Here is a 17542-nt window from a genome sequence, read left to right on the forward strand (position 1 = left end):
TTCGGCGTGCCGGGTTCAACGGCCCAGGATCTGCCGCATCCGCTGCTGGGCCACGTCCACCAGCAAGTCGGGCTGGAATTTGGAGATGAAGCGATCGCACCCCACCTTCTTGACCATGGCCTCGTTGAAGTTGCCGCTCAGGGAAGTATTCAGGGTGATGAAGAGATCGGACATGCGCGGATCGCTGCGCACCTCGTGAGTCAGGCGATAACCATCCATCTCCGGCATCTCGGCGTCCGTGATCATCAGCATGATCTCGTCGGTCACCTTCTTGCCCGCATCGCACCACCCCTTGAGCAGCTTGAGGGCCTGCAAGCCGTCCTGGCACTCGATGACCTCGAGCCCGAGCTGGGCGAGGGTCTCGCGCACCTGGTTGCGGGCCGTGCTGGAGTCATCGACGATGAGCACCCGACGTCCCTGCATCTGGGGCAGGATCTCTTCGTCCAGCACCTCGGACGAGATGCGCACGTCATAGGTGATGATCTCCGCCAGCACCTTCTCCACGTCGATGATCTCGACGATCTGGTCAACGCCCCCTTCCGGGATGCGGGTGATGGCGGTGAGGTAGTTGGCACGACCCGCCGAACGGGGCGGCGGCAGTATGTCCTTCCAGGTCATGTTGACGATGTGGGCCACCTGCCCCACCAGGAACCCCTGAATGGTGCGGTTGTACTCGGTGATGATGAGGTTGGACTCCTGATCGATGGCCATGGGACGCATCCCGATGGCACCGCGCAGGTTGATGACGGGGATGGAGACGCCGCGAATGTTGGCGACGCCGCTGATGTTGTGGTGGGACCCCGGCATCTTGTTCAGATGAGGCAGCTTGACCACTTCCCGCACCTTGAAGACGTTGATCGCAAACAGTTGCTGGGCACCCAAACGGAACATCAGCAGTTCCAGGCGATTCTCCCCTACAAGCTGGGTACGTTGATCCACTGAATCCAATATGCTCGCCATATAACGCCCTTACGTCCATTTCCCGAAATTGCCCCGCACCGGAGCTGCGACATGCCAACCAGCCCCGCTTTCCCTGTCGGGACAACGCAAGCCTATATAGAAATAATGAAAAGCGTCGAGGAAAGATAGGATCTTGACCACGGGGCGTGATCATCGCCCCATCACTGCCTCATGGCAAGCACAGCCACGCACCGGCCCCGACAACAAGGGTATCGACCACACAGGGCCATTGCTGAACCCCGGCGTGCCGCTCTTGTCATCCAGCGCGGTCCGCCAGCAACAAAAAGATCGACCACATGGGCCGGTCCTGGGATGTGCAGTGCGTCCGGGACGACTTAGAAGTTGTACTGCAGGGCCACGGCGACGATGTCGTCGGTGGACTTGTTCAGGCTGTTCTTGCCGGTGGAACCCACTTCGTCCAGCAGGTTGATCTTGTAGTCCACGTAGGCATTGAAGTTGTCAGTGAAGTTGTACCAGGCACCCACGGAGACGTATTCGGTCGCGGTGTCATCGATGCCGTGAGCGCTGTCCTTCACGTCGGTACGCAGGTAGGCCAGGGAGGGCTTGAACTTCGGCGTGATGTTGTACTGCACGACCGCTTCGTAGCCATCCATCTTCTCGGCGTAACCGCGCAGGGAGCCGGTATCCACGAAGAGGTGATCTTCACCGTGGGAGTAGGTGGCGGCCATGTAGAGGTTGCCGACGGCATACTTGGCGCCCACCCCGAACAGCTTGGCATCGTTGTCGCCGCCGAAGCTCACGTTCTCGGCCTGTTCGTCGGTCTTGCCTGCCTGGTTGTAGGCGGCACCCAGGCTCAGGCCCATGTTGAAGTCATAGTTGGCAGAGAGGGCATACCCCTCGGAAGAACCTTTCGGGCTCCAGGTGCTGTTCGGACCGACGCGCTCGCTGCGGCTCGCGTTCTGCGGGTCGTTGTTGCCGGTGAACTGGGCACCCAGGGTCAGCCCCTGCCAGTTGTACATGTACTGGGCCAGGCCGTTGGTACGGCCGGTGCCGAACACCTCGGTGTCCTTGCCCAGACCATCACCACCCCACTCCGGCAGCACGTCTGTGTAGTTGTTCACCGCCTTGGTGAACAGACCGTCCTGGCGGCCGTAGCTGAAGGCACCGAAGCGATCGTGCTTGATGCCCGCATAGGCGTAACGCAGCTCGTCGTTGTCAGAACCGGAGACCGGCAGGTTGTACTCGGCGAAGCCGAACGCGGTCAGATCCTCGTCAACCTTGGTTTCACCTGCGATGTGCAGACGCAGGTAGCTGGCATCGCCTTCGGTGGCGTTGTCATCGGTGCCGTAGTACATGCCGTTGACGCGGCCGCCGATGTCCAGTTTGGTACCATTCTGATCGTAAACGTTGGCGGCCTGTGCACCACCGGCCAGCAGCAGGCTGGAGATGGCCATCGTCAATGCTGTCTTTTTCATTGTTCTTTCCTCAGGTGTAAGCACTCTCTGTCAGACCAGAGTTCGGTCGTGATGATCGGTTGATGTGCCGATGGCCTAAGGTAGATCCGGAAACCTTGTTGACATCCTCCCCCACCTTAGCGCTTCGCGTCACAGGAGGGGGATTCCCATTACTGGGTGATAGCTGCTCGCGCAGTACCGGGTTCCTGCTTCATCGGGCGGCCTGATTGCACCACGCCTCCACAGGCTAAAACGGCGTGTCCCGCCGCTAAAATATTGCGAGCGCCGTTCACATCGGCGTTCGCCTCATAACCACACGCAGCGCATTTAAACTGGCTTTGCGTCTGGCGGTTATCCTTCGCAGTATGCCCACAACAGGCGCACTGCTGGCTGGTGTAGGCCGGGTTTATCGCCAACACCTGACCGCCTCGCCATGCCTGCTTATATTCGAGCTGGCGGCGCAGCTCAAACCAGCCCTGATCTAATATCGAACGATTCAGCCCTGATTTTGCCCGGACGTTGCGCCCCGGCTGGCTGGTCGTGCCCGCTGCTGATTTTGACATGCTGGCAACCTTCAAATCCTCAATGACGATCATCGCGTGGTTTTTGCTGATAGTCGTTGTGACCTTGTGAAGGTAATCGCGGCGGGTATTGGCGATATGTGAGTGCAGCCGCTGGATCTTGGCTTTTTGTTTCTTCCAGTTGCTGCTGAACTTTACCTTTTTGCTCAACTGGCGTTGGAGCCTTGCCAGCTTGGTCTGATTGGTTTTGAAGCTGTTGACGGGCTCAAACACCGTGCCATCTGACAGGGTTGCGAGCTTGGCGATCCCCGCATCTAGCCCGACCATTGAGCCGGAGGGGTGAATTGGCTCAAGCGTCTCCTGCTCGACCTGAAAGGAGATATACCAGTGCCCGGCTGCTTGGCTGACGGTCGCGTTTTTAATTTTCCCTTCAACTGGCTGGGACTGACGGAACTTGACCCACGCCAGCCCGGCAGGCAGCTTCACGCGACCCTTTTCAAGGCGGCAATACTTGTCGAAGTTGACGAACCGGATAGCGTCGCGGTTGTCGCTTTTTTTCTTGAATACGGGTGCCTTGGCGGCGAGTTTCTTATCAAAGCAGCGCATCCACGCGCCATGCAAATCCTTGAGCTTCTGCTGGAGGTTGTCGGTATATGCCTCGGCCAGAAAGGCCATTTCTGGGTCTTTCTTCCAACTGGTGAGCATCCTGTTCAGCTCAAAGGCAGAAGGCAGTTTTTCGCCAGCATCCAGAATGCGTTTGGTTTCTGCCAGCCCGTGATTCCAGACATAACGAGCACAACCGCCCAACTGGCGCAGGCGTTGCGCTTGTTGTTCGGTCGGTTCGAGTCGGAATTTGTAGGCTTTCAGAATTTGCATTTAGCGCTCAGTGTGTAGCATTATTGCCATATCTATTAAGCCCGATTGAGTGACAGAATGCAATTCACTAAAATTAATAAATCACGCCATGCGGCCTACGCTTTGCACGTACATTTGGTGTTTATCACCAAGTATCGAAAGCCGATATTGGGGGATCTGCATCACGCTTCCTTCAGTCAGTGTGCGGCAGAGGTTTGCAGAGATTTTGGTGCGGAACTGAAAGAGTGTGACGGAGAGGCTGATCATGTTCACATGCTGATAGAGTACGCGCCAACGGTACAGCTATCGGTACTGGTGAACTCGTTAAAGGCGGTCACATCAAGGCGACTGCGTAATGAATTTCTGGACTTGAGAGGTGCTTACAGCAAACCCGTACTCTGGTCACGCTCTTACTTTGCGGGCTCTTGCGGCGGAGCACCGTTGGAGGTGATCAAGCAATACATTCAAAACCAGCGGGGCTGACGCCCCGGCGAAATTCCCCTCCCACCTACGTCGGAGGGAGTCCCCTTTCGTATTTAAGATGGGAACTGAAGCGGCGAACGATTAATTATAAAAGCATCAATTCGAGCTGACGCTGCGACATATAGTGTCACATGAAATGACACTGGCAGAATTTATGACCATAAAAATCATTTTTGCAACACAAGTGAACTGAAAGATTTGATGAATGCAGTTTAATGTTTCAGCAAAGCAAGAAGCAGGGAAGCCCTGCCGGGCGACACGGACTCCCCGCTTATGTTCCCCGCCCTGTCAGACCGGCTGCCAGCCGCGCATGACCCTCAGCAGGTCCTTCCAGCTCACTATGCCCACCAGGGCGCCGTTTTCCAGCACAGGCAGACAGGAGATCTGGTGCTCCAGCATGAGGCCGGCGGCCTCTTTCAGGGAGCGTTCGGGGGAGACGGTGATGGGTTCACGGCTCATGATCTGGTGGGCGCGCCGGTTGAGGGTCTCGGTGTCCCGGTTCATCTCGGCATCCGTGTCCAGATAGGGGCTGATGGCACGCAGCAGATCCCGGTCCGAGATGACCCCCACCAGCTTCTCTTCCTCCACCACCAGGAGGTGGCGGAAATGGGCCTGCTCGAAGATCTCCTTGATGACGCTCAGCCTGTCATCCATGGAAACGGTCGCGACCCGGGTCGTCATGATCTCTTTAATCAACATGGTCAGCCTCCTGCCCCCCAGATGTCTCTGTTATGACACGTTTTTCCGGCGGCAGCCATCCCCCCCGCCCTCAAGTGCAAATTTGTGTCATTTCACGTAAGATCCGCGCCAGTTTCTCTCCTTCAATCGAGCCAAGCAGACCCATCCATGATAGTTGCCAGTCAAATCGAACTGATCCGCGGCGGCCGCACGCTGCTGGACAACGCGTCCGCCACCATACACCCCGGCCACAAGGTGGGCCTGGTGGGCAAGAACGGCTGTGGCAAGTCCACCTTCTTTGCGCTGGTACGGGGCGAGCTGGCCATCGACAACGGCAGCTTCAGCCTGCCCGCCGGCTGGCAGATTGCCGGCGTGGCCCAGGAGACCCCGGCGCTGGACTGCTCCGCCCTGGAGTACGTGATCGACGGCGACAAGGAGTTCCGCGCCCTGGAAGCCGAGCTCGCCCGGGCCGAGGCGGATGACAACGGTCTGCTGGTGGCCGAGCTGCACGGCAAGCTCGATACCATAGGTGCCTACAGCATTCGCGCCCGTGCCGCCGAGCTGCTGCACGGTCTGGGTTTTGGCGGCGATCAGCTCGACTCGCCGGTCAGAAGCTTCTCCGGTGGCTGGCGTATGCGCCTGAACCTGGCCCAGGCGCTGCTCTGCCGCTCCGATCTGCTGCTGCTGGATGAACCGACCAACCACCTGGATCTCGACGCCGTCATCTGGCTGGAGAAGTGGCTCAAGGGCTATCAGGGCACGCTGGTGCTCATTTCTCACGACCGCGACTTCCTCGATTCCGTGGTGAATCGCATCATCCATATCGAGAACGGCAAGCTCAACGAATACAGCGGCGGCTACTCCGACTTCGAACTGCAACGGGCCGAGCACCTGGCCCAGCAGCAGTCCATGTACGAGAAGCAGCAGCGGGAGATGGCCCACATGCAATCCTATGTGGATCGCTTCCGCTACAAGGCCTCCAAGGCCCGTCAGGCCCAAAGCCGGCTCAAAGCCATGGAGCGGATGGAGAAGATCCTGCCCGCCCACGCCGACTCCGAATTCAGCTTCGAGTTTCGCGAGCCCTCGGCCCTGCCGACTCCCCTCATCGCCATGGAGAACCTGTGCGCCGGTTACGGTGACAAGGTGATCCTCGAGAAGATCAAGCTCAACCTGGTGCCGGGGTCGCGCATCGGCCTGCTCGGTCGCAACGGCGCCGGCAAGTCCACCTTCATCAAGATGCTCTCCGGTAGCAACCCGCCGCTGTCGGGCAAGCTGGAGGTGAGCGCCGGGGTGAGCATCGGCTACTTCGCCCAGCATCAGCTCGAAACCCTGCGCCTCGATGACAGCCCCCTCGATCACCTGGTGCGCCTGGCCCCGGACAAGACCGAACAGGAGCTTCGCAACTACCTCGGCAGCTTCGGTTTTCACGGCGACAAGGTGCTCGACAAGGTGGCCCCCTTCTCCGGCGGTGAGAAAGCGCGTCTGGTGCTGGCCCTCATCACCTGGCAAAAGCCCAACCTGCTGCTGCTGGATGAACCGACCAACCACCTGGATCTGGAGATGCGCCACGCCCTGACCATGGCCCTGCAAGGGTTCGAGGGGGCCATGGTGGTGGTCTCTCACGACCGTCATCTGCTGCGCACCACCACGGATGACTTCTATCTGGTCCACGGCGGCCGGGTCGAGCCCTTCGATGGGGATCTCGACGACTACCACAAGTGGCTCGGCGAGCAGGAGAAAGAGGCCAATGCCAAGCCGGCAGATGGCACTGTCTCCGCCAACTCGGCGGTGGCGCGCAAGGATCAGAAGCGCCTCGAAGCCCAGTTCCGGCAAGCGACCCGGCCGCTGCGCCAGAAGCTGGAGAAGCTCGAAACCAGCATGGAGAAGCTGCAGGCCAAGCTGGCCGCGGTGGAAGAGCAGCTCGCCGATCCCGCCATCTATGAAGAGAGTGCCAAGGGCAAGCTCTCCGAGCTGCTCAAGTCCCAGGGCCCCCTCAAGGAGGAGCTGGAGCACGTCGAGCTGGAGTGGATGAGCCTCTCTGAAGAGCTGGAAACCATGGAGCAGGCCTTCTTTGCGTGATGAAGCCTTGATGGCCAGCGAGCGGGTCAGCCCCGACGCCCTGCCCACCCCTTCCGAGTTCTGGACATGGAGCACGGGCGCCTATGGCCAGCGCAGCCAGGACTGGCTCCACGTGCAAAGCATGGGGGGCAACGTCAACCTGGCACTCCTGCTGCACCACCTCGACCTGCTCCGGATCCCGGTCGACCTCACGGACTTGCAACCGGCCCTGGTACAGACCGAGGCGGTGCTGCTCCCCTGGCGCACCCTGCGCCAGCAGGCCAAGTCACGGGTGGGAACCGAGGAGTACCAGACCATGCTGGCCCACGAACTGGAGCTGGAGCGGCTGCAACAGGGGGTCTTGCTGCAGACCCTGCGCACCCTCGCCCTGTTTCGCGGCGACAGCCGCAACCTGTTTCACTATCTATCGTTACTGGGTGCCCAGCAGGGCCCCCTCAGAGATCTCATATGCTGAGCTACCGCCACGCCTTTCACGCCGGCAACCACGCCGATGTGCTCAAACACGCCGTCCAGGCCCTGATCATCGAGTCCCTCAAGAAGAAGGAGAAACCCTTCATCGTGCTAGACACCCATGCCGGTGGCGGTCTCTACGACCTGCGCGGCGACTGGTCCCAGAAGAAGGCGGAATACGCCGACGGGATCAAACGCCTGTGGGATGAACGGGCCCAGTGGTCTGCCATGGCCCCCTATCTGGGTGTCATCGAGGAGATGAACAGCGATGGCCAGCTGCACTACTACCCCGGCTCGCCGGAGCTCTCCCGCCGCCTTATCCGCGATCAGGACAAGCTGGCGCTGATGGAGCTGCACAACAACGAGGTGGAGGATCTTCGCGCCAACATGGGGTACGACCCCCGCGTCGCCGTCCACCATCGCGACGGCTTCGAAGGGCTGGTTGCCCTGCTGCCCCCCACCCCGCGCCGCGGCCTGGTGCTCATCGACCCCCCCTATGAGCTGAAGGAAGATTACTTCGCCGTGGTCGATACCCTTAAAAAAGCGCAAAAGCTCTGGGCCACCGGCATCTACGCCCTCTGGTATCCCATCCTCGGGCAAGAGGCGGACAAGTCCCGCGACATGCTCAAAGCGATCAAGCGCGAGAACTTCGGCAACGTCCTGGTGGCCGAGCTGGAAGTGGCCGGCCAGACCAGCGATTGGGGCATGAACGGCTCCGGCATGCTCATCGTCAGCCCCCCCTGGATGCTGGACGAGCAGATCGAGGCCTTCTTGAAACCCCTGTGCGCCAGGCTGGCCCAGGGCGCCGGCGCCCAGTACAGGGTGGAGTGGCTGAACAAGGCCGAAGCCTGACCCTCGGAACCACAGAAAATGAAAAAGGGCCTGTCACAGCAGGCCCTTTTTCATTGGGGCTGATGACCCGGCACGTTCACGCTGGCCAGCTGCTCGGACAGGCGGCTCGCCAGCCAGTCGATGGCAAGCCGGGTCTTGAGGGGCAGATGCGGACCATGGGGCCAGAGGGCGTTGATGGGATAGCGCCGACCCGGCAATCGGGCCAGCAGCTCGCGCAGCTCGCCCCGCTCAAGGTGGGGCCGCGCCAGCCAGGTCGGCAGCCAGGCGAGACCAAAGCCCGCGATGGCCGCCTGGGTGATGGCGTTGAGATCGTCCATCTGCAACCGCCCTCTGGGCTGGACTTCGCGCCATGCCTCGGCCTCCTGCCACCACCACGACAGCACCCGCCCCTGGCGCAGATAGGCAATGCACTCGTGCTCCGGTAACTCGGCCAGGGTCACAGGTTCCCCCCGCTCGGCCAGATAGGCGGGCGAGGCGCAAAGCGTCATGCCGTGCTCCCCGAGCCTGCGCGCCGCCAGATCCAGGCTGTCCGGCGGCTCTGCGTTGCGGATCACCAGATCCATCCCCTCCTCCACCAGATCCACCTTGCGATCGCTGAACGACAGCTCCAGGGCCAGCCCGGGATGCGCCTTCGCCAGCGCCAGCAAAATGGGGGCCACGCACTGCTGGCCGAACAGCACCGGCATGGAGACCTTCAATCTGCCGTTGAGGGTGAGCTTGTTGCTGGCCAGCGCCGCTTCCCCAAGACGCACCTCCTCCAGCGCCCGCAGGCAGTGGCGATAGAAGAGCGCCCCCTCCTCGGTCAGGCTCTGGCTGCGGGTGGTGCGATGAAACAGTTGCACGCCGAGACGCAGCTCCAGCCGCGCCACCCCCTTGCCCACCGCCGAGCGGGTGAGGTGAAGCCGCTCCGCCGCCTGGGCGAAGCTGCCCGCCTCCACCACGGTGGCGAAGAGATCGATGCCGTTGAGCGTGTTTGCCATCTATTGCATACCTTTTGGAACCAATATGGCGAAATACTATCAGCACTGCGGAAAAAAATGACTGGTAAGCTCCCTTCATTCTTCACACGTTTCAGATGGAGTTTCCCTCATGAGCCAGATCCTGCTGCTGCAATCCAGCCTCAACGGCCCCGCATCCCGCACCAACCAGTTGATGGAGCGCTTCCTGCAAACACGCCGGGAGCAGGGCCATCAGGACCAGGTGGTGGTGCGTGATCTGACCGCCCTCGACTTGCCCGTCCTCGACAGCCCGTTGTTTCACGCCCTGCGCGGGGCTGAACCGGCCAATGAGGCCATCCGGCAGGCGGTGGCGCTGTCGGATCGGCTGATTGCCGAACTCAAGGCCACCGACCTGCTGCTGATCGGCGCCCCCATGTACAACCTCAATGTACCGACCCCCCTCAAGAACTGGTTCGATCTGGTGGCACGGGCCGGGGTGACTTTCCGTTACACCGACACCTACCCCATGGGGCTGGTGGAGGGGGTCAACGCCCTGGTGTTCAGTAGCCGCGGCGGCGTGCATCAGGGACAGACGACGGATGCGGTCACCCCCTACCTCCAATCCGTGCTCGGCCTGATGGGCATCCCGGTGGACTTCGTCTACGCAGAGGGGATGGATCTGCGCCCCCACGGGGCGGAGCAGGGGATGCGCGAGGCCCATGCTCGGATCGCTGACCTAGGCAGGTAGGGCCATCACCCGATCTTGCCCCTTCCAACCGGCCACCTGCTGCGCGGGACATTCCAAGTAAAAAAGCCCCGCAAGGGGCTTTCACGTGCAGGCAAACATCAGGCCCTGACGGGCATATCCCGCCAGAGCGCCAGAATGAGCAGCGCCAGCAGGGCAAAGGGCGGCACCAGGCAGAGCAGCACGCACAGGAAGGTGACAAGCCCCGGGTGGCGGCTCTTGCGCCGGGCCAGTCGCCAGGCCACCACACCGACAACGATCATCATCAGCAGCATGAAGAGAACAAACAGGTTGGAGTTGATGGTCATGAAAGCTCCTTTTTCATGGCAAAAGGCACACTCTAGCGCCGTTGCGGTCCCGGGCAACTCCCAATCTGGTGGTGCCTCCCCCGGTCGATAGGCATTTTCTATTTCGCTGATAGATGAGAATGGTTTTCATTTGATGAGATTCTGGGTGATACTGCCTTCATCGCCAGAGGAGACACCACCATGAAAAAGACCATCAGCTTCGCCATCCTGCACTTTTGTGTCGCCTTCACCGTGGCTTACCTGCTGACCGGCGAACTGCTCACCGCCAGCCTGATCGCCCTCATCGAGCCCGCCGTGAACACGGTCGCCTTCTACTTCCACGACCTTGGCTGGCACAAGCTCAAGCCTGAGCACAGCCTGCAGGCCAAGACCAGCAGCTTCGCCCTGGTCCACTTCTCGGTGGCCTTCGGTGTCGCCTACCTGCTGAGTGGCGAGCTGCTCACCGGCGGCGTGATGGCACTGATCGAACCTGCCATCAACACCGTCGTCTTCTTCTTCCACGAGCGGCTGTGGCGCAGCCGCCAGACCTTGGCGCTGGCCGGCGTCTGATTGCCATGCAGGGCCGCCCGGCACCCAAAAACACGGGGTGCTCCTGCCTCCTTCGGGTGTAAAGTGTGCTCTGATCACGGGGCATCACGCCCCCTGTTGGAGCCCTGTCGATGAACAAGATCTTGCTTGGAACCCTGCTGTTTTCCCCTCTGCTGGCCGCGGCGGCCACCCCGTCCTTCGAGTGCGCCAAGGCGAAAGGCGCCGCCGAAACCCTCATTTGCAAGGATGCCGGACTGGCTGCGCTGGATAACGAGCTGTCAGCCCTCTATCCCAAGGCGATTGCCGGGTTCTCCCCCGAGCAGCAGAAGAGCGAGCGCGCCATCCAGCGCGGCTGGATCAAGGGGCGCAACGACTGCTGGAAGGCGGGCGACCTGCGCCAGTGCGTGGAAGAGAGCTACCAGTTGCGGATCACCGAGTTGCAGATAAAAGGCGGCCAACTGAGGGTGCCGACGCCGATTGATTACCAGTGCGGCAAGAGCCTCACCCTCTCCACCTACTTCTACAACGAGGCCAAGCGGCCCGCCGCCATGATCAATTTGAGCGAGGGGAACGACCAGCAGCAGGTGCTCGCCTATGAGACCCCCAGCGCCAGCGGCGCCCGGTACGAGGGGCAAAACCTCACCCTCTGGACCAAGGGGAGCGACGCCATGCTGGAGCGCTACGGTCAGCCCACCCTCAACTGCAGCGAGATCCCGGGCAACTGATCCCCCGCCCGGCCAAGGGCCGGGCAACCACTCCCGTACAGGCAGCAAGAGGGTCACCAGTTGGTGGCCACTCGCTCCCTTTTACCTATGCCCAGCCCTCTCTCGCCAATCCAGCCCGGACGCCAGGCTTTCGGGCTTGCCTCCATTTGTTGATCTTGCCCGGCAATTCGCCATTTCCTCCTTCCCCTTCGCTCGCGGGCCGTTAATATAGCCAATTGGCAACATACGCCTCGTCGGAGTCTCCCATGAGCCATGCCAACCCTCTCGCAGGTAACGTGCAGCAGACTGGAGGCTGTAATTCAGGGCGGTAGCCATGCCGGCGTTTGTCATGACCAAGGTCACACTGCTTTTCTATACCGTCGTAATGGTTGTGCAAAAAGAAGAGGTCAAGCGAATACAGTCTGCTTCAGAGGTAGGCAGGTAATCCATTGATTTAAATGTTACTTCTAAATCCCGAAATCAAAGTGAAGCGGAGCTAAATAACCGTTCCGAAATGTAGATCACTTATCCGGGAAAGAAGGGAACTCGGCGTCGTTTGTGCGATCTGATTAATCGCCAAACCAATCAAACGACAAACGAGCCGAGCCCGAAATGATACTAACACTCCCCGACCATGATGAGCGACGCCGGATCATCAACAAGATGCACCGGACCAAAGATAAAGATCTCTGCCGGAGGCTCAACGCCATCTTGCTCCTTGCTGACGGGCACAGTGTCTCGGCTGTTTCTCGGCTCACAGCCGCCGCCCGGTCATCGATCAATCGCTGGGTGAACTGGTACACCTTGTACGGTCTGGAGGGGCTTGAAAGCGAGCCTCGGGGGCGCAAGCCGGTGCTGCCATTTGCTCACATCTCGGGTCTATTACAGCTGTTGATCCAGTTGTCTCCACAGGAGCTCGGATATCAGCGCTCGCGTTGGAGTACCGAACTGATGGCGCTTGAACTCAAACGGAGTTGGCGCCTGACATTGGCGTTGTTGATCAAATCCGTCGCTGGATGGCCGTTCCCCAACCCGTTGATACCACTCAATTCACTGGCTGGCGAACAGGCATACCAAGCCCTGTCAGCTTGTTCATCACCTTCACGCCAGCCAGGATTTCGCCCACCTGGGCGTTGTAGTTCCGCAGGCTCAGCGTTGGCCCGATGAGTTGCTTGAACCGGTACATGGCGGTCTCGGCTATCGAGCGCTGGTGATAGCCGGAGTCTTTCTTCCATTGCTTCAGTTCACCGGCCTTGAGCGCCGTCACCGCCTCGTTGCGGGGATGGCCTTCCTCCCACGGTGCCGCATTTTTTCTCGGCGGTATGGTGGCTTTCGCCCCCTTCTTCTTCAGTAGCGCATGACAGGCCTTGGTGTCATACGCACCATCGGCGCTGACCTGTTTTATCTTGCGTCGTAAGGGGTTGAGCAACGTCGGTAACACCTCGTTATCCGCCACCGTCTCCAGGCTGACTTCGGCAGCGATGACCGCATGGGTTGTGGCATCCACCGCCAAGTGGAGCTTGCGCCACACTCGTCGCTTCTCCTTGCCGTGTTTGCGAATTTTCCATTCGCCTTCGCCATAGACCTTGAGGCCGGTGGCATCAATGACCAAGTGAGCCACCGGGCCTTGGCTGGGGACGCGGTACTTGATGTCGACGGTCTTGGCGCGCTTGCTGATACAGCTATAGTCCGGCGACTGCAAAGGCACCGCCATCAGTTGGAACAACGAGTTAATGAAGCCTTCTAGCGCCCGCAGCGGCAACTTGAACAAGCCTTTTAGCATCAGGGCCGTCTCAATGGCGGTGTCACTGTAGTGGAAACCTCTCCCTCGGCGGCCATGGTGGACCAGGCAATGCCACTGCTTAATGGCTTGTTCGTCCATCCAGATGGTCAACGAACCGCGTTGCACCAAGGCTTGGTTGTACTGCTGCCAGTTGCTGATCTTGTGCTTGGACTTGCCCATCTGATGCTCTCGGAGACTGCGCTACAGGATCAGATCACCGAGATGTCAGATAGTTCCCCGATTTGAGCAACAAGGCCCCTGACATTGCATGCTTCAACAATACGGCGATGGCTGCCCAGGCTAGGGATTGTCTGGCGCCGGGCCGCGCCCACTTTGCACATCCGCGATCCCCATAAAGAGCGGAAAATGGCCGCTATCAATGAGGCCTTGGGACGCTGCAGTGCGGACCATCCCGTGTTCTATGAAGATGAGGTGGATATCCACCTAAATCCCAAGCTGGGGGCGGACTGGATGATGCGAGGGAAGCAGAAGAAAGTGGCAACTCCGGGCCAGAATCGCAAACATTACCTCGCTGGCGCCCTGCATGCCGGAACAGGTAACGTGACCTATGTGGCGAGCGATAGCAAAGACACGGACTTGTTCTTGTCACTGCTCCAAACACTAAAGCGGACTTATCGGCGCGCCAAGAGCATCACGCTGATCCTGGATAACTACATCATCCACAAGAGCAAAAAAGCACAGCGATGGCTGGCAAAAAATCCGAAGTTCATCGTGCTTTTTCAGCCGGTGTATTCGCCATGGGTGAACCAGATTGAGCGGCTGTGGCATGCCCTCCATGAAACGATCACCCGGAACCACCAATGCCGCACATTGGGTGAGTTATTACGTCGCGTGTTCTACTTCCTGGATCATGCCGCCCCGTTCCCCGGTAATGGACATGGGCTTATGCAACTGGAGCGAAATTAGGATCAGCTATTTAGATAGAAGACGGTATTAATCTGTTAGTACCGCCCTCCATCTAATCACTGTTATGTGCTTATTACCCACAGGGGCTTAATTTATTCATGGCAAAATTCATAAAAATATCAGCCTTTACTTTTCTAGTAATAGGATTGGGTATGCTTGTCTATTTTCTGGGAAAATCGGCAGCTGATGGCTACTCAATTTATTTCGAAGCAAAAACAAACTATGAGGTCACAGGACAGTTTGGTGATTTTGTTGGGGGTGTAATAGGTACATTTTTCGCTTTGACTGGGACGTTTCTCATATATCTGACATTTCAAGAGCAGGCCAAAGAGAACAAGAGAACTGCGTTTGAGGCAACCTTTTTCGAAATGATTAGGCTATATCGAGAAAATGTGAGCGAATTGAGGTACAGAAAACATTCGTCTGGCGATTATGAAATTTATGAAAACAGACAAGTATTAAAAATAATATTTCAAGAATTTATTGAGTGTTATATGGAGGTAAAGAAATTTTCTAACTCAAAAAACCCTACCGACTATATTGCACCAAAATATCTTGAGCGCGTTCGAGAGATCATCGCGAAAAATAACCCAAAAATTAATGCAATCGAACTGGCCAGGATTGATATTGCCTACTGTATGGTATTTTATGGGGTTGGCGCTGAGGGGGAGATCGCATTGAGAAAACTCTTCCAGAAAAAATACAATCCTGATTATTATTTTAAGCTCCTGTACTACATTAAGCTGAAGCCAAAAAGGTCAAGTGAAGAAAGGTTCGCCAACTGGGAGAAAGCAAGAAACTTGGACCTCAATAAACTACATGAACTGATCGGAGAGCTGTACCGCAATAGGAGCACCCCAGAAAAATCCGCCAACCTCTCTCAGATGGCCGCCGATTTGAATATGCACCTTCCATATGAAAAGTATTATGGCGGCCATCAATTCCGCCTAGGCCACTATTTTAGACACCTGTATCAAAGCTACAAATACTTAAATGGGAGTGACTACCTAAACGAAGATCAGAAATATGCTTATGGAAAAATGTATCGAGCCCAATTGTCCACTTATGAGCAGGCACTACTTCTTGTAAATAGCATTTCTAGGGAAGGTGCGAATAAGCGGGGAAATTCTTCTCGGCTGACTCAGTCATTTCATTTCTTCATGTTTGAGCCGATTATTTCTCCCGTAAATGCCTTGAATCAGCCTATTTAGACCGTTTCTTCGCCATTTAAGGCGTTATCCCCAGTTTTTAGTGAGATCTCTCCCACTGACGTATCATTTGGTCCGCCCGAAACAGGTTGGCCAGCGTGAATAACATCGCCAGTTGGTTATCGTTTTTCAGCAACCCCTTGTATCTGGCTTTCACGAAGCCGAACTGTCGCTTGATGATGCGAAATGGGTGCTCCACCTTGGCCCGGATGCTGGCTTTCATGTATTCGATGTTGATGGCCGTTTTGTTCTTGCGTGGATGCTGTTTCAAGGTTCTTACCTTGCCGGGGCGCTCGGCGATCAGCCAGTCCACATCCACCTCGGCCAGCTCCTCGCGCTGTGGCGCCCCTTGGTAGCCGGCATCGGCTGAGACAAATTGCTCCTCTCCATGCAGCAGATTACCCAGCTGATTGAGGTCATGCTCGTTGGCCGCGGTGGTGACTAGGCTGTGGGTCAGGCCACTCTTGGCATCGACACCAATGTGGGCCTTCATGCCAAAGTGCCACTGATTGCCTTTCTTGGTCTGATGCATCTGCGGATCGCGTTGCTGCTCTTTGTTCTTGGTCGAGCTGGGTGCCTCAATGATGGTGGCATCGACCAAGGTGCCTTGAGTCATCATGACGCCTGCTTCGGCCAGCCAGCGATTGATGGTCTTGAACAATTGGCGGGCCAGTTGATGCTGCTCCAGCAGGTGGCGGAAATTCATGATGGTGGTGCGGTCCGGCAAGGCGCTATCCAGGGATAACCGGGCAAACAGACGCATGGAGGCGATTTCGTACAGAGCATCTTCCATCGCGCCATCGCTCAGGTTGTACCAATGCTGCATGCAGTGAATGCGTAGCATGGTTTCCAGCGGATAAGGTCGCCGGCCATTACCAGCCTTGGGATAAAACGGCTCGATGACTTCCACCATGTTTTGCCATGGCAGGATCTGCTCCATGCGGGACAAGAAAATCTCTTTTCTGGTCTGACGGTGCTTACTGCTGAATTCACTGTCGGCGAAGGTAAGTTGATGACTCATGATGAACCCTGCTCCATGGCTCCAGATGACAAACATGATCTCATATCAGGGACTTGTTCGCACCTTCCCTAGCATAGGTATGAAATGGGAGTTCACACCTGATTCATCAGAGAGTGACGAAAACCACTCAAAGCTAATAACAAAATACAACTTGATTAAAAATTTACCAGGGCAGCACCTGTTTGGAATTCGATATAAGACCTACTACCCAAGCGTAAAATACGAATCTGATGATCACGTATCATAGACTGCACATAACAAGTGGCTCAAATTCGCTCCGTTTCACTACGCCGGACGCTCACTGCGTTCGCGCCGTTTAGCCGAGCGTTAGGCTACTACAGGAGGTTATTCGTGGCTGACCCGCAAATCACACAGGAAATCGCACTAAAACTTATAAGTGATGCCCAATTCTGGGCGGCAGTTATTGGATTTATTGGGGTGTTAGTAGGCTCTGTTCTGTCAGTTATAGGAAATCTCATATTTCATTGGTATCAAAATCGTCGAGCAAATTCTCTAGACAATCTGAGAAAAGACTTATTACGAAAGATGCTTGATAATCCTAAATTCACCGAAGGACGCTCATTGAAAACTCTTTCTAGGGTCACAGGAGCTGAGCCGGAAGAGTGTAGACGCCTATTAATCGAGATTGGAGCTAGAGGCTTCACACTCGCGCGCGGTGAGGAAGGTTGGACATATGTAAAGAACCGCGAATGGTCGGAGCAGTAGTAGACTAACAATGCGTTCACTTCGTTCGCTGGGACCGGCGAAGCCGGCCCCTTAGCTTAATCGTTATACACCTTGGTGAGTTATGGGAAGTCATAAAGAACAAGAAAAGATGCTCAGGCACTTGGTGGGAAACGCGATTGATTTCTTAAGCAAGTCAATATCTGAGCTGCAACAATATCCAAAGTACTCCGTGATCAACTTTCACTCTGCAATTGAGCTGTTCCTCAAAGCTCGCTTAATGGCAGAGCATTGGTCATTGATTGTCTCACCTAAAAAAGATCCTGATTGGGTTGAGTTTCAGCAAGGGAAGGTGCGAACAAGTCCCTGATATGAGATCATGTTTGTCATCTGGAGCCATGAA

At 57.2% G+C, this 17542-nt stretch carries 18 protein-coding genes and 2 pseudogenes; 12 read left to right on the forward strand and 8 right to left on the reverse strand.

The genetic code is table 11. The features are described from left to right. Positions 1–15 precede the first annotated feature (15 nt). The 3 genes from ACPW74_RS15365 to ACPW74_RS15375 all read right to left on the reverse strand — a co-directional run bounded on the left by ACPW74_RS15365 (position 16) and on the right by ACPW74_RS15375 (position 3772). Complete coding sequence (locus ACPW74_RS15365) at positions 16–960, reverse strand: chemotaxis protein CheV (RefSeq protein WP_041212426.1); 945 nt, start codon at positions 958–960, stop codon at positions 16–18. A gap of 335 nt (positions 961–1295) precedes the next feature. After that, a complete protein-coding gene (locus ACPW74_RS15370; protein WP_029314791.1) occupies positions 1296–2396 on the reverse strand; it encodes a porin in 1101 nt (366 codons plus the stop codon). Positions 2397–2545: 149 nt separating this feature from the next. Further along, the gene (locus ACPW74_RS15375; protein WP_021141234.1) at positions 2546–3772 is read right to left on the reverse strand and encodes an RNA-guided endonuclease InsQ/TnpB family protein; all 1227 of its coding nucleotides are present in this window, start codon (positions 3770–3772) and stop codon (positions 2546–2548) included. A gap of 57 nt (positions 3773–3829) precedes the next feature. Here ACPW74_RS15375 and tnpA point away from each other — a divergent pair, with 57 nt between their 5' ends. Further along, complete coding sequence (tnpA, locus tag ACPW74_RS15380) at positions 3830–4234, forward strand: IS200/IS605-like element ISAs26 family transposase (RefSeq protein ID WP_041211383.1); 405 nt, start codon at positions 3830–3832, stop codon at positions 4232–4234. 288 nt (positions 4235–4522) lie between these two features. Here the strand turns inward: tnpA and ACPW74_RS15385 are convergent, their stop codons facing one another. After that, positions 4523–4933, reverse strand: a complete 411-nt coding sequence (locus ACPW74_RS15385; RefSeq protein ID WP_041212425.1) for a CBS domain-containing protein — start codon at positions 4931–4933, stop codon at positions 4523–4525. Between the two features lie 147 nt (positions 4934–5080). On the opposite strand from ACPW74_RS15385, the gene ACPW74_RS15390 reads away from it, so the two are divergent. Genes ACPW74_RS15390 through ACPW74_RS15400 form a run of 3 tightly spaced genes read left to right on the forward strand, consistent with a single transcriptional unit; the run spans position 5081 to position 8293 of the window. Next, complete coding sequence (locus tag ACPW74_RS15390; protein WP_042879860.1) at positions 5081–6991, forward strand: ABC transporter ATP-binding protein; 1911 nt, start codon at positions 5081–5083, stop codon at positions 6989–6991. Further along, positions 6984–7445 (forward strand): DUF2390 domain-containing protein, encoded by a 462-nt coding sequence (locus ACPW74_RS15395; protein ID WP_052815280.1) that lies wholly within the window; start codon positions 6984–6986, stop codon positions 7443–7445. The genes ACPW74_RS15390 and ACPW74_RS15395 overlap by 8 nt, the downstream gene beginning before the upstream one ends. Beyond that, a complete protein-coding gene (locus ACPW74_RS15400; protein ID WP_052815281.1) occupies positions 7439–8293 on the forward strand; it encodes a 23S rRNA (adenine(2030)-N(6))-methyltransferase RlmJ in 855 nt (284 codons plus the stop codon). The genes ACPW74_RS15395 and ACPW74_RS15400 overlap by 7 nt, the downstream gene beginning before the upstream one ends. A gap of 50 nt (positions 8294–8343) precedes the next feature. Here ACPW74_RS15400 and ACPW74_RS15405 read toward each other — a convergent pair whose 3' ends face one another. Next, a complete protein-coding gene (locus ACPW74_RS15405; RefSeq protein WP_103859254.1) occupies positions 8344–9273 on the reverse strand; it encodes a LysR family transcriptional regulator in 930 nt (309 codons plus the stop codon). A 109-nt stretch (positions 9274–9382) separates the two neighbouring features. Here ACPW74_RS15405 and ACPW74_RS15410 point away from each other — a divergent pair, with 109 nt between their 5' ends. Then, the gene (locus tag ACPW74_RS15410) at positions 9383–9979 is read left to right on the forward strand and encodes an FMN-dependent NADH-azoreductase (RefSeq protein ID WP_052815283.1); all 597 of its coding nucleotides are present in this window, start codon (positions 9383–9385) and stop codon (positions 9977–9979) included. Positions 9980–10077: 98 nt separating this feature from the next. On the opposite strand, the gene ACPW74_RS15415 is transcribed toward ACPW74_RS15410, so the two are convergent. Beyond that, a complete protein-coding gene (locus tag ACPW74_RS15415) occupies positions 10078–10284 on the reverse strand; it encodes a hypothetical protein (RefSeq protein WP_052815284.1) in 207 nt (68 codons plus the stop codon). 180 nt (positions 10285–10464) lie between these two features. On the opposite strand from ACPW74_RS15415, the gene ACPW74_RS15420 reads away from it, so the two are divergent. From ACPW74_RS15420 to ACPW74_RS15430, 3 genes and pseudogenes are all read left to right on the forward strand, one after another. Continuing rightward, positions 10465–10833, forward strand: coding sequence for a DUF2061 domain-containing protein (locus tag ACPW74_RS15420; protein WP_010675518.1), 369 nt, complete (start codon positions 10465–10467; stop codon positions 10831–10833). A gap of 110 nt (positions 10834–10943) precedes the next feature. Further along, a complete protein-coding gene (locus tag ACPW74_RS15425) occupies positions 10944–11537 on the forward strand; it encodes an MliC family protein (protein ID WP_052815285.1) in 594 nt (197 codons plus the stop codon). 591 nt (positions 11538–12128) lie between these two features. Then, positions 12129–12535: pseudogene (locus tag ACPW74_RS15430) on the forward strand (helix-turn-helix domain-containing protein); the annotation flags it as partial. A gap of 26 nt (positions 12536–12561) precedes the next feature. Here ACPW74_RS15430 and ACPW74_RS15435 read toward each other — a convergent pair. Then, on the reverse strand, positions 12562–13479 hold the full coding sequence (locus ACPW74_RS15435) for an IS5 family transposase (protein ID WP_336580497.1): 918 nt from the start codon (positions 13477–13479) through the stop codon (positions 12562–12564). 84 nt (positions 13480–13563) lie between these two features. Here ACPW74_RS15435 and ACPW74_RS15440 point away from each other — a divergent pair. Further along, positions 13564–14226: pseudogene (locus ACPW74_RS15440) on the forward strand (IS630-like element ISAeme16 family transposase); the annotation flags it as partial. Positions 14227–14378: 152 nt separating this feature from the next. Further along, positions 14379–15437, forward strand: a complete 1059-nt coding sequence (locus tag ACPW74_RS15445; RefSeq protein WP_201896846.1) for a putative phage abortive infection protein — start codon at positions 14379–14381, stop codon at positions 15435–15437. A 37-nt stretch (positions 15438–15474) separates the two neighbouring features. Here the strand turns inward: ACPW74_RS15445 and ACPW74_RS15450 are convergent, their stop codons facing one another. Next, the gene (locus ACPW74_RS15450) at positions 15475–16455 is read right to left on the reverse strand and encodes an IS5-like element IS5 family transposase (RefSeq protein ID WP_041211574.1); all 981 of its coding nucleotides are present in this window, start codon (positions 16453–16455) and stop codon (positions 15475–15477) included. 351 nt (positions 16456–16806) lie between these two features. On the opposite strand from ACPW74_RS15450, the gene ACPW74_RS15455 reads away from it, so the two are divergent. Together ACPW74_RS15455 and ACPW74_RS15460 are read left to right on the forward strand one after the other, a co-directional pair. Beyond that, positions 16807–17181 carry a hypothetical protein gene (locus tag ACPW74_RS15455; RefSeq protein WP_201896847.1) on the forward strand — a complete coding sequence of 125 codons (375 nt, stop codon included), beginning with the start codon at positions 16807–16809 and terminating at the stop codon, positions 17179–17181. A gap of 82 nt (positions 17182–17263) precedes the next feature. Beyond that, on the forward strand, positions 17264–17509 hold the full coding sequence (locus ACPW74_RS15460; protein WP_201896848.1) for a hypothetical protein: 246 nt from the start codon (positions 17264–17266) through the stop codon (positions 17507–17509). Positions 17510–17542: the final 33 nt, after the last annotated feature.

The organism is Aeromonas sp. INTO2 (assembly GCF_049860605.1).
GTDB lineage: Bacteria > Pseudomonadota > Gammaproteobacteria > Enterobacterales > Aeromonadaceae > Aeromonas > Aeromonas caviae.